This window comes from Rhodococcus jostii NBRC 16295, from assembly GCF_001894825.1.
In the GTDB taxonomy this organism is placed as follows: Bacteria; Actinomycetota; Actinomycetes; order Mycobacteriales; family Mycobacteriaceae; genus Rhodococcus_F; species Rhodococcus_F jostii.
In genome coordinates this window covers 1-11,746 of sequence record NZ_BCWY01000100.1, presented here as the reverse complement: position 1 = coordinate 11,746, position 11,746 = coordinate 1, and the positions used below count along the sequence as shown (strand labels likewise).

At 67.1% G+C, this 11,746-nt stretch carries 7 protein-coding genes and 2 pseudogenes; 6 read left to right on the top strand and 3 right to left on the bottom strand.

Annotation, left to right across the window (positions count from 1 at the left end):
- The first annotated feature begins 7 nt into the window (after window positions 1-7).
- Together RJ1_RS37865 and RJ1_RS37860 are read left to right on the top strand one after the other, a co-directional pair.
- Window positions 8-325, top strand: coding sequence for a DUF2469 domain-containing protein (locus RJ1_RS37865; protein ID WP_005240496.1), 318 nt, complete (start codon window positions 8-10; stop codon window positions 323-325).
- Between the two features lie 34 nt (window positions 326-359).
- On the top strand, window positions 360-1,400 hold the full coding sequence (locus RJ1_RS37860; protein WP_073368504.1) for a patatin-like phospholipase family protein: 1,041 nt from the start codon (window positions 360-362) through the stop codon (window positions 1,398-1,400).
- A gap of 53 nt (window positions 1,401-1,453) precedes the next feature.
- Here the strand turns inward: RJ1_RS37860 and RJ1_RS37855 are convergent, their stop codons facing one another.
- On the bottom strand, window positions 1,454-2,797 hold the full coding sequence (locus tag RJ1_RS37855; protein ID WP_073368501.1) for an MFS transporter: 1,344 nt from the start codon (window positions 2,795-2,797) through the stop codon (window positions 1,454-1,456).
- Window positions 2,794-4,512, bottom strand: a complete 1,719-nt coding sequence (locus tag RJ1_RS37850; protein WP_073368498.1) for an amidohydrolase — start codon at window positions 4,510-4,512, stop codon at window positions 2,794-2,796. Before RJ1_RS37850 ends, RJ1_RS37855 begins: the two co-directional genes overlap by 4 nt.
- 222 nt (window positions 4,513-4,734) lie before the next feature.
- Here RJ1_RS37850 and RJ1_RS37845 point away from each other — a divergent pair, with 222 nt between their 5' ends.
- Window positions 4,735-5,637, top strand: coding sequence for an Lrp/AsnC family transcriptional regulator (locus RJ1_RS37845; RefSeq protein WP_073368495.1), 903 nt, complete (start codon window positions 4,735-4,737; stop codon window positions 5,635-5,637).
- A 48-nt stretch (window positions 5,638-5,685) separates the two neighbouring features.
- Window positions 5,686-6,558: an LLM class F420-dependent oxidoreductase gene (locus RJ1_RS37840; RefSeq protein ID WP_073368492.1), complete on the top strand. Its 873-nt coding sequence runs from the start codon at window positions 5,686-5,688 to the stop codon at window positions 6,556-6,558.
- Window positions 6,559-6,864: 306 nt separating this feature from the next.
- Here RJ1_RS37840 and RJ1_RS49425 read toward each other — a convergent pair.
- Window positions 6,865-8,274, bottom strand: a pseudogene (locus RJ1_RS49425) (IS110 family RNA-guided transposase).
- A 494-nt stretch (window positions 8,275-8,768) separates the two neighbouring features.
- On the opposite strand from RJ1_RS49425, the pseudogene RJ1_RS49420 reads away from it, so the two are divergent.
- Window positions 8,769-10,572, top strand: a pseudogene (locus RJ1_RS49420) (zinc ribbon domain-containing protein).
- A 3-nt stretch (window positions 10,573-10,575) separates the two neighbouring features.
- The gene (locus RJ1_RS48250; RefSeq protein WP_073368490.1) at window positions 10,576-10,920 is read left to right on the top strand and encodes a YraN family protein; all 345 of its coding nucleotides are present in this window, start codon (window positions 10,576-10,578) and stop codon (window positions 10,918-10,920) included.
- Window positions 10,921-11,746: the final 826 nt, after the last annotated feature.

Below are 11,746 nucleotides of genomic sequence, written 5' to 3'. Positions count from 1 at the left end.
GAGACCGATGAGTGCCGAGGATCTCGAGAAGTACGAAACCGAGATGGAGCTGTCGCTCTACCGCGAGTATCGGGACATCGTCGGTCAGTTCTCCTATGTCGTGGAGACCGAGCGCCGGTTCTATCTTGCCAACTCGGTGGAGTTGCTGCCGCACAACGCTGACGGTGAGATCTACTTCGAGCTGCGGATGTCCGACGCGTGGGTGTGGGACATGTACCGTCCCGCCCGGTTCGTGAAGTATGTCCGCGTCATCACGTTCAAGGACGTGAACATCGAGGAGCTGGACAAGCCGGATCTGCGGCTCCCGGACAACGGTTTGTCCTGACGGCCCGAATATCGCGTCCGCGTACGATCATCCGATGACCGGACTGAGGCGCGTGGCGCTGGCTCTCGGTAGCGGCGGCGCCCGCGGGTATGCCCATATCGGAGCGATCCAGGTACTCGAGGACCGCGGATTCGAGATCGTCGGAGTCGCGGGATCGTCGATGGGCGCCCTGGTGGGTGGCCTCCACGCCGCAGGAAAGCTCGACGACTTCACCCGGTGGGCGGTGAGCCTGACGCAGCTCGATGTGGTGCGGCTCCTCGACCTGTCGGTGTCCGCGCCCGGCGCGATCCACGCCGAGAAGATCCTGCAGCGGGTCCGGGAGATTCTCGGCGAGATCCGCATCGAGGACCTTCCGATTCCGTACACCGCCGTAGCCACCGACCTCGCCGCGGGCCGGTCCGTGTGGTTCCAGCGCGGACCGGTCGACGCCGCGATCCGCGCATCGATCGCCATCCCCGGAGTCATCACGCCGTACGTGCTGAACGGCCGGGTGCTCGCCGACGGGGGCATCCTCGACCCTCTGCCGATGGCACCGCTCGTCTCCGTCAGCGCCGACCTGACCGTCGGGATCAGCCTGGGCGCCGAGGATCGGGACGGTCGCTCCCTGGCTCCGGAGAACGTCAGCGCGGAACCGCGGCCGGTTGACGAATGGATGTCGCGCTTCCGTCGGAGCGCCGCGCAGCTCCGTGACCTGGACATCGTCCGGTCGGTCGTCGGACGGTTCGGCGTCTCGCACACCGAGCCTGATCCGTCGGACGAATCTGACGGTCAGGTGATCGGCGATCAGCCCGTGGTCGAGGGCGACGCGGTGGCCGTCCCGAAGTTCAGTCGGTTCGCGGTGATGAACCGCTCACTCGACGTGATGCAGGCGACGTTGGCGCGCTATCAGCTGGCCGCGTACCCACCGGACGTCCAGGTGCGGGTGCCCCGGACGGCGTGCCGGAGTCTCGACTTCCATCGCGCAGTCGAGATGATCGAACTGGGTCGCGTGCTCACCGAGCGTGCGCTCGACGACGCCGGGCTCACCTCGACAGCCCCTGCGTCTCCGGTGAATTCGGACAGCGACACGGCGTGACCCGCGGAAGGGCCGGTACCGCGAACGCGACGCCGGCCCCTCCCGTCACACCGTCAGTTCGAGGCCGGAGCCCGGGCGGCCCCGAGATCACCCGCCGGCTCGTCGGTGTCACCGTCCACGTGATCGACGTGCTGGGGTGCCACGAGCAGGCAGAGGATGCTGACCGCGCACATTCCGATGAGGAGCCCGATCACCGGCCACACGCTGCCCGTCGCCTGGTACATGAGCGTGGAGACCAGCGGCGACAGCCCACCGAAGATCGCACCCGCACCCTGGTAGGCGAGGGAGATGCTGGTGTACCGGGCCTGCGGGCGGAACATCTGCGACAGCACCGCCGCGATCGGACCGTACGTCGCGGCGAGGACGAGTCGCATGACGGCGAAGGTCAGGAAGATCAAGAACACGGAACCGGATGTCAGGACCAGGAACTGCGGTGCGGCGAGCACCGCGACCGCCAGCAGTCCGTAGATCACCACGCGGATCCGGCCGACCTTGTCGCCGAGCCATGCGACCCCGAGGGTGGCGATCAGCTCGACTACCGCGGCGACACTGAGCGCGTTGAGGACGAGCGTCTCGGACAGCCCGACGTCCGGGTCGGTGGCGTAGGCCGTGATGAACGTCGTCACGAGGTAGTAGCCGCCGACGGCCACGGGCAGAATGCCCATGCCGAGCAGGATCGGGCGCCAATTGGTGACGATCGCGTACTTCAGGGGCAGCGCGTCGGGTGTGGTCGCCGTCTGCACCTCGGATTCGAAGACGGGGGATTCCTCCACCTTCAGTCGCACGAGCAGTCCGACGCCGATCAGCAGGGCCGAGCACAGGAACGGCAGCCGCCAGGCCCAGTCCTGCAATGCGTCGTCGCCGAAAGTCGAGAGGACACTGAAGAACCCGGTGGCGAGCAGTGCGCCCGCGGGATTGCCGAGCTGCGCGAATCCGCCGTAGAACGTCTTCTTGTCCTCGGGGGCGTGCTCGACGGCCATCAGGACGGCGCCACCCCATTCGCCGCCCACCGCGAAGCCCTGCACGAACCGCAGAATCACCAGCAGCAACGGCGCCCAGAAACCGATCTGCGCGTACGTCGGTAGCGCACCGATCAGGAAGGTGCCCGCGCCCATCAGCGTGAGGGTCACGACCAGTGCGGTTCGCCGGCCGAGCCGGTCACCGACGTGCCCGAAGACGATGCCACCGAGTGGGCGGGCGAAGAACCCGACCGCGTACGTCGCGAATGCGGCGGCGATGCCCGTCAGGCGGTCGGTGTCGGAGGGGAAGAAGATGTCACCGAACACGAGTGCCGCCGCCGTGGCGTACACGTAGAAGTCGTACCACTCGATGGTGGTGCCGACGAAGGCCGCGAAGCCGGCCTTGCGGGCCTTCGCGATCTGGGTGTCGTGACTCATGACTGATCCTCGGTGGTTGCAGTGGTCGAGAATAGGTCGCTGCGGGTGGAATGCGCCAGTTCGCCGTCGATCCAGGTTTCACGGACCTCGATCTCCGCGATGGCGTGCGGGTCGACGGCGAGTGGGTCGGCGCCGAGGACTACGAAATCGGCGCGCTTTCCGGGGGAGATGCTGCCCAGTTCGGCTTCGCGGCCGAGGGCGCGGGCCCCGTTCAGGGTGTGGGCGGTGAGGGCCTGGGCGGCGGTCAGTCGCAACGCGTTCGAGCCGAGTTGATGGCCTTGGCGGGTGATGCGGGTGACGGCGGCCTGGATGGCTTCGAGTGGTTTGGGCTCGGCGACAGGTGCGTCGGAACTGATCGTGACCGGCACGTCGGCTTCGACGAATTCGCCCAGGGGATTGAATCGCTCACCCGGGGTGCCGATGGCCGCGGTCACGCCCTCGCCCCAGTTGTAGTAGTGCTGCGGCTGGTTCACGGGGTAGACGCCCAGCGCGTGCATGCGCGTGATCTGCTCGGGGGTCGGCAGTCCGCAATGTTCGATGCGGTGGCGGGCATCGGCGTCGGGATGAGCGTCCTGCGCTGCCTCGATCGCGTCGAGGACCATGTCGATCGCGGTCGGCGACTGCGCGTGCGTCGCGGTCTGCAGACCGACGGCGTGCGCCTTCGCGATCAGGGCCGCGTAGTCGGCCGGCTCGTGATAGAGCTGACCGGTCCGGCACGGGTCGCCCACGTAACCGTCCGGGAAGTACGCGGTCCACCCGCCGAGAGTGCCGTCGGCGTAGAACTTGATCCCGCCGAACGCGAGGCGCGAGTTGCCGAACGCGCCGTGCAGTCCGGTGTCGAGCGCATGATCGAGCAGGTGGCTGAGGAGGTACATGCTCACGCGGGTCTCGAGCCGGCCCTGCTCCGCCAGGCGCAGGTACATGTCGAATTCCCGCCGGGTCACCTGGCAGTCGCCGATCGTGGTGACGCCGCCCTCGAGAAACTTCTCCTGAGCCACGGACAGTTGCCGCAGATGCTCCTCGGGTTCGTCCTCGAGGTGAAAGTTCGGGCCGTGGTGACCGACCTTGACGCCGTTCACGCCGGTGAGAATGTTGCACGCGGCGTCGGAGAGTTCCCCGGTCAGCTCACCGTCCGCGTCGCGGAAGAACTCGCCGCCGGGCGGATTCGGGGTGTCGCGCGTGACGCCGTGGAGTTCGAGGGTGAAGGTGTTGACGACGCCGCCGTGGCCGCTGGCGTTCATCAGGTATACCTCGCGGTCGGTACCGACCTGATCGAGTTCCTCCTTCGACGGGTGACGTCCCTCGGCGAGGTTGCGGTGCTCGTAACCGTATCCGCGGACGGGGATTCCGGCCGGCTGGTTCCGTGCCGCCTCCTGGAGGAGTGCGACGATCTCGGGGATCGTGCGTGCCTTCTCGGGACCGCAGTCGACCCAGCTGAGCATCTGGCCGTACATCAGGGGGTGGGCGTGCGGGTCGACGAAACCGGGAACGACGGTCGCCCCGGCGAGATCGATGACGTCGGTGGTCCGGGTGCCGATCCGGCGCGCTTCCTCACGACATTCCGCGACGGTACCGACCGCGGCGAACCGATTGCCGTAGACGAGGAAGGCCTCGGCGCCCTCCGTGTCTGCGTCCACGGTGCGGAGCGTGCCACCGGTGAACACGGTGGCGGTGGCGTCGAGGGGGGACGCCTCCTGGTGAAACAGCTTGCGCATGGGGATCCTTCGAGATGGTGGTGTGGGTCACGTTCCGGCTGAAGGGAAAATTACGCCCTGACCAGGGGCTGTGCAAAGCACTAAAGTTGCAGACCGCGCGGTCCACGGCGAATATGTTCGGTTCGAGGAGCAAAATCGCACCGATTCGCAGTATCTTGCGGTGTATGCGACAGTTCTTCACTGTCGGACGTGCAGAAAGAAAACGAGAACTCTCGAGGCATCATGAGTGTCGAACTGGATTCCAAGCTCATCGCAGCGTTGCAGTCGAACGGTCGCGCGACGTATCGGGAGCTCGCCGCGATGGTCGGCGCGCCACGCGCCGCCGTGTCCACCCGCGTGCAGACTCTGCTCGACACGGGCACGGTGAGCATCGTCGCCGTCGCCCATCCCGAGCTGCTGGGTCTCAAGGCGATGGCACATGTATCGGTCGCGGTATCGGGGCCGGTGGCGCCGGTGGCCGAGGCGCTCTGCGAGTCGGAGGCCGCCGTCTACATCTCGGCCGTGAGCGGGCGGTACAACGTCATCGCCGAACTCCGCGTCCCCAGTGAGCGGGACCTCTACGACGCGATCGCCGCGATTCGTGCGGAACCCGGCGTCCGGACCGTCGACACGCTGTACTACGCCGACGTCATCAAGGGAATCTTCATGCCCAAGAGTGCCTTACGGGCCGACGTTCGGCTGGATTCGAAGGACATCGCGCTCGTCGAGTTGCTGGAGAGCAACGGGCGGATGCCGTTTCTCGAACTGGCCGAGCGCACCGGACTCTCACCCAGCGCCGCTCGCAATCGAGTGAACCACCTGATCGACAGCACCGCGTTGCGGGTCGGCGCCGTCGTGAAGCGTCGTGGTGGCGGCAGAACACTCGCCATGGGCATCGGCGTCAGCCTCGGCTCGCGCGACCGGGAGACGTGCGAGCGGATCGAGGCCCTGCCCGGCATCGAATTCCTGGCGCGGACGCTCGGCAGATTCGATCTGATCGGTACCGTCGCCGCCGATTCTTCGGGCGACCTCTACTCGCTCGCGGAACACATCCGCACGATCGGTGGCGTCGTGGCTCTGGAGACGTGGACTCACCTCGAGGTGTTCAAGGAGCACTACGCCCGGAGCCTCGACGTGCGGGGATAGGGCTGAAAGCGGGCCACTTCGGCCGGGCAACTATGAGACGATCGGCCGATGCGCCTCGGGTTGCACGCACTCGGAATCGGCGCCGGCGCGCAGCGCTCGGTGATCGACGCGGTCGCGGTTGCCGCCGAGAACAGCGGATTCGCCACGCTGTGGTCGGGCGAGCACGTGGTGATGGTCGACCGGTCGGCGTCGCGGTACCCCTACGCGGACGACGGCCGGATCGCTGTTCCCGCCGTGGCGGATTGGCTCGATCCGATGATCGGGCTGAGCTTCGCCGCCGCTGCCACCCACACGATCGGCCTCGCAACCGGTGTGTTGCTGCTGCCCGAGCACAATCCCGTGCTCATGGCCAAGCAGGCGGCGACACTGGACCTGATGAGCGGCGGCCGGCTGACGCTCGGGGTCGGCATCGGCTGGTCCCGGGAAGAATTCGACGCTCTCGGGATTCCCTTCGGGCGTCGAGGTGAGCGCGCTGCCGAGTACGTTGCGGCGATGCGCATGCTGTGGCGCGACGACGTGGCATCGTTCGACGGCGAATTCGTCCGTTTCGATTCGGTGCGAGTCAACCCGAAACCCCCGCGTGATCGTCGGCTTCCCGTCGTCCTCGGGGGCAACAGTGACGCAGCGCTGCGCCGAGTCGCGGCGTGGGGCGACGGCTGGTACGGGTTCAACCTGGACGGCGTCGACGCTGTCACCGAACGGATCCGGACCCTTCACGACCTGTGCCGGGACGCGGGGCGTGACCCCGAGGAGTTGCGCCTAGCCGTCGCCTTGCGGGAAGTGGACCCCTCCGACGTCGAGGCGCTGGCCGATGCGGGAGTCGACGAACTCGTCCTCGTCGAGTTGCCACCCGACGATCCCGGTGCGGCCGCCGACTGGGTGGCGTCTCTCGCGCGCCGATGGATGCCCGCTGTCGGCTGACCGTTCGGTTGCAGGCTTGACCGGCCTGTCCTGGGCCTTTGGGGTGAACACTTCCTGCAGGGTGCCGAGTTGTCCACAACGTGCACTTCATACACAGCCCAATTCGTTCGCCCACTTCGAGCGAATCTTCCCGGAATCCGGGTCGGGGACAGCGGTGCGAGAGGCGCGGGTCGCATCGGTGGGCCGCCGGGGGACGGGGTGGTGGCTCCCGACTTTTGCCGCTACGTCTGATCCGTGAGTCTTTCGGCGCAAACCCGGTCCTTCGGGTCGGGGATAGCTGATCTGGTTTTGAGTTCCTAACGGAGTTCAAGCCACCTGGCGGCTCGTAGGCTTGGTCTTGGCGGGCTGGGCTGTTGGAGCGCATCGCGACTCCTGGGACTCCTGGTCCGCCGCCTGCTTGCGGCGCGCACGCACCCGTTCGTATCGGACGTTGTCGCGCCGCTGTGGGTCGATCTTGTAGCGCGCCGTGACGATCGCCCGGCCCTCGGCCTCGGTGATCGGCGTGCCGTCGACGTCCCGCTAGGCGTACGGCTGGCCGGTACGCATGCAGGCGGCGATCTGGGTCACCAGATGGGTGGCCAGATGACAGATCGCGGACTCGTGGTGCCGGTCGCCGACCATCAACCGCTGGTACTTCGCCGCGAACTGGGGATCGACCCTGCGGGCCTGGTCGGCGGCGGTGCACAGCATCTACGCAACAGCGGATCCCCGGCCTTGGTGATCGAGGACTCGACCTTGCTCACCCCGGACTGGCTGACCTTGGGAACCAGACCGGTGTACGCGCGGATCGCGGCCAGGGACGTGAACCGGTGCGGGTCGCCGATCCGTCCAGCGATGACCGCGCTGATCACCGCCCCCACGCCGGGAGCGGAGGCAACGATGCCGGCCGGGTCGGCGTCGGCGTAGAGGTTCGCGACTCGCTCGTCGATCTGCTTGATCTGACGGGTCAGGAACAGTGCCTGTTCGGCTTCGTGGGCGATGTCCTCGGCGAGCTCGGCGAAGTCCATCCCGTCAGACCCGTCGCCGGTGCCCCACAGGGCGAGGGTCTCTCGGGCCGCGGTGATGAGCCCGGCGGCGTGATCGTCGCGCCACGCACCGCGGGCCGGGCGATCAGGAACCTGGTCAGCCGCGCTCGGCCTAACCGGATCACGGCATGCGGATCGGCATAGCGGGCCAGGAACTCGAGCGCCGCGATGCCGAAGTTGAACCCGAGTACCGCGTACCACGCCGGCCCGAGCAACTCGACCAACGCATCGAGCCGGGCATAGACCGCGACCCGGCGCTTGACCATCGTGGAGCGCTGCTTGACCAGCCGTCGCAGCGAGTCGGCGGGCCCCTGCCCGGAGTACCCCCGCAGGCCTTCGGGGTGCAGCAAGGGCAGCCGGGCAAGCAATTCGGAGTCGATCCGGTCGTTCTTGGTGTGCTTGGAGTAGCACTTACGCAGGTCGGCCGACTGGGTGGTCGGGACCATCACCACGCGTGCACCGTGGCGACGGAACCACTCCGCCAGCACGATCCACGCGTTCCGGGTCGGCTCGACCACCACGGTCAGCTCAGCCGGATCGGGCAGGTCCACGTCCGCCCACAACCGTTCCCGATCGGCCGGCCGTGTCCAGAACTTCCGGCCCCGCCATACCGTGGCACGTCACGGGCGAGCGTCGCCTGATGCTCCGCCCGGACGGCCACGTCGATCCCCAACGTCCATGCCATCGTCATCGCTCCTGTCGGTCCACATCCCTGTTCACCGGGTGACTGACCATCGCGGCCACGGCCCAGACATTCTCCAAGCAGGAGTCCACGCCTACCGGCCGGCTCCAAGTTCCCGAACAAGGACACCGCTCGACCAGACACCGAACCCGCAGACGACCACCCAGAAAGCCAGGGATCACCACGTGTCCCGGTCGGACGTTCGGCCCGCCTGCGGACTCCCTCCGAGACTAAATGTCGGAGGTCGAAGTTACCGTCGAGGTCCTGCGAGAGGCGGGCGAGCGCTAGGGGGAGTTGGCGGATGACGACATCGTGTTGCCGGCATCGTTGTCCGGCCGGTTGTAATCAGCTGCAGTCGATGCAGATTCAACACCGGCTTCTTCAACACCGGCTTCCGGGGGATGCCGCCGCACGGTTGGGAAGGGATAACCGGTGAGCATCTCGGCAGATCGCGGGTCTTGTTCGAAGGCGAGGGTGCTCGCCGATCGTGAATTGTGTCCGGCATGACCGGGCCGGGATCGACTGCGCCGCGGCAGTTCGCGTTCACCACCCGCGCCCATGCGGCGGTCGACGACGCGACCGGCAAGCCGATCGGACTCGACGACGTCGACACCCGGGTGGGGTGGCTGCTCGACCTGATCACCGCCGCGAGTGGCGAGTTGGTGTCACGGCTGTGGCGGCCGGCGACGTCCGATGTGCTCGCCGCCGGCCGCGACCGCCAGGACCGCAGGCTGCCCGCACAGGGTCACGTCGCCGCGGCCCGCCTCGGCTGGAACCCGAGCTACCCGGACGGGGTCTACGTGCCCTCACGGGTGAGCCGGGTGGTGACGGCGCAGGTGATGGCCACCCTGCGGACCCTGGCCTACCGGGACACCGCGATCACGGCACTCTCGGCCCGCTTCGACCCGGACACCGGGGTTGTGGCGCCGCCGACCGAACATAGCGACTATGTGCCGTCGGGCTTCCTCCGGGGCGTGCGACGTCAGCTCGCCGCACGCTCACGCAGGGACGGCGGGGCACCGGCCGGCCCGTTGCGGATCACCGAAATACAGGATCCACCGCAGACGAGCGCGATGGCACGGCTCTCGGCCGCCGATCGGCAACTCGCACAGCTTGCCGTCACCGGTCACGATCTGGTGTTGACGGTGAAGCTGCCCACCTGCCCGGCCCCGGTGGGGCGGGCGCAGTGGCGCAGTGTCCGGCTGACCGCCACTATCCCGGCGCACCTGCACGGCAGAGCTGTCATCGACTGGCATCTGCCGACCCTCGTCCTCGACCACCGGGGCCTGCTCTGGCGGTGCGCCGCGACCGAACTCGTCCCGGCAGCCGACCTGAACTCGGCCACGATCGCGGCGGGGGTCGATTGGTCACCGACCACTCTGGGTGCCGCCGCCATCGCCGCCGAAAACCCCGAGGGGCTGGTGTCGGATTACCGGGGCTGGACCTACGACGACCGCGGCCTCGGGATCAAACTGGCCCGCCTGCAAGCCGAGGGGCAGCTGCTGCACGCCAAGGCGGCCCGGCTGACACGGCTGGCCGCCACCGCCCCGCCCGAGGTCCGCGCCGAGTTGGAGGAGAAGATCGCCGTCCTCGACGCCCACCGCACCGCGGTAGGCGCCAAGAGGGGGAAGGTCAACCGGGAACTCGCGTTCCACTTCGCCCGCCAGGTCACCGACTACGCCACCGCCGCGGGCGCGACGGTGATCGCGGTCGAGGATCTCACCACCCTCGAGACCCGCGGACACGGACGGGTCAACAACAACCGGGCCGCGCAGTCCGCCCGCCGCCAAGCGGTCGCCGCCCTGGCCCACACCGCCGCAGGGGTCGGAATCACAGTGGTCTCGGTGCCCGCCCGAGGATCCTCCGCACAATGTCCGGGCTGCGACGAACCCCTCTCCCGACCCGGCGGCTACCACACCGCGTGGTGTTCACGCTGCCGGGTCGGCGGCAACCGCGACCACCTCGCCGGGGTGAACCTGGCCAAACGCGCACTGCTCGGCAGAAACAAGGTCACCCGGCGGCGTGGGCAGATGCCCGCGGTCCGGGTCGCCGAACATGCGCCGGTGCGCCGGTGCCGGGACAAGAACGGTCCGACACCGCGTCGGCCACGGCACCGCCGGGTCCGCCGCAGCCTCCCTGACGTGACACAGCGGTTGGGGGTGAATCCGAAACAGCATGTTCCTGCACCACAAGCGTCGGTGTGGGACACGGTCCAACCCACACCACCGCACGGTGATGCGGGTAGCCGTGACACACGTTCATCTAACGCTCGCCACACCAGTGGCAGATAGCAGGAGATCTACGTAGACGCTGCTGTGGCGCACAATTAAGATCGCGCGGTATCTCACCGAGGCGGGCATGGAGATCGCCGAGCGAAACTGGCGATCCCGATACGGCGAAGCAAATCTCATTGCGGCAGGGGGAGACTGGCTCGTCTTCGTCGAGGTGAAGACGCGGCGCGGCCTGGGGTACGGCGGTCCCGCCGAGGCGGTGACGTTCTCGAAACAGCGCAGGATCCGGTTGCTGGCCGTCGAGTGGCGGCGGGACTCGGGCCGGTCGGCATCATCTCTCATTCTGAGGTGGTGCCCGCTCGATTCGGTTGGGCTAGAACTGATTCCATGTTCCATTGAACGCTGCTTGGCCGCAGGTCACTAGCAAGCCAGTACACCGGAAGATCGAACACGACGCCGATCATGATGTCTCCTAGAACTGATTGAACCAGAAGGCGAAGTTGTTCCACGCTTCTGCGAATGGACCAAGCCAGATCATGTAGAACAAGTCGGGCAGGTTCCCGGTCATAGTGGATTCCACCAGTTGGCGATTTGAACCAGTATGGGAACCAGAAAGCCCACTCTCCTTGTGAGAACTATCCTGGTAGGTGGCCGATCATGATGTCTCCTAGAACTGATTCCACCAGTTGACGAAGTTGTAGTGCCAGCTGGTCGGAGGCCACATGGGGTCTCCCCATCCGAGAACGACGATGGTCGCTCGATGTCGGTGACGCAGGTGGCGTGACGGAGTGCTTCGTCGGATCCGACGACACCGGCTGGTCGCGGCAGAGGTGAGACCTCGAGCCCGTTGAGAGTCCGCTCGGCGCACACTTCATCGTGCTCGCATGTCTGTAGTGCGAGTCGAACCGACTGATCGAGGAGAGGTTGGGGTAGAAACTTTCATATAGCGCACCTCACAACCGCATGAAGGAGTGAGATATGGGGTCAGCCGAGGAATTGTGGCGGAACTTCGTCGCGCAGGTGTTGAGCCTGTTGATCGCGTCTGGCTCGTAGCGGAGCTATTTGCCGGCATCCATCCGCCCGCGTCACCCCCGGATCGCCGTGTCCGCCTGGCGCGGTTGGCCATGTTCGTTTACCGGCGGTTTAGCACTAACTGAGAGCACGCCACGGACCGACATCGAGTCCTAATCGAGTCTGTGAGTCCTAACAGCGTTGTGCCGGAGGGGTAGGTGTGCCCGTCGTGGGTACTT

Excerpts from the sequence above, each read along its gene's own strand:
- RJ1_RS37865 (WP_005240496.1), top strand. The coding sequence starts at position 8 with ATGAGTGCCGAGGATCTCGAGAAGTACGAAACCGAGATGGAGCTGTCG.
- RJ1_RS37860 (WP_073368504.1), top strand. The coding sequence starts at position 360 with ATGACCGGACTGAGGCGCGTGGCGCTGGCTCTCGGTAGCGGCGGCGCC.
- RJ1_RS37855 (WP_073368501.1), bottom strand. The coding sequence starts at position 2,797 with ATGAGTCACGACACCCAGATCGCGAAGGCCCGCAAGGCCGGCTTCGCG.
- RJ1_RS37850 (WP_073368498.1), bottom strand. The coding sequence starts at position 4,512 with ATGCGCAAGCTGTTTCACCAGGAGGCGTCCCCCCTCGACGCCACCGCC.
- RJ1_RS37845 (WP_073368495.1), top strand. The coding sequence starts at position 4,735 with ATGAGTGTCGAACTGGATTCCAAGCTCATCGCAGCGTTGCAGTCGAAC.
- RJ1_RS37840 (WP_073368492.1), top strand. The coding sequence starts at position 5,686 with ATGCGCCTCGGGTTGCACGCACTCGGAATCGGCGCCGGCGCGCAGCGC.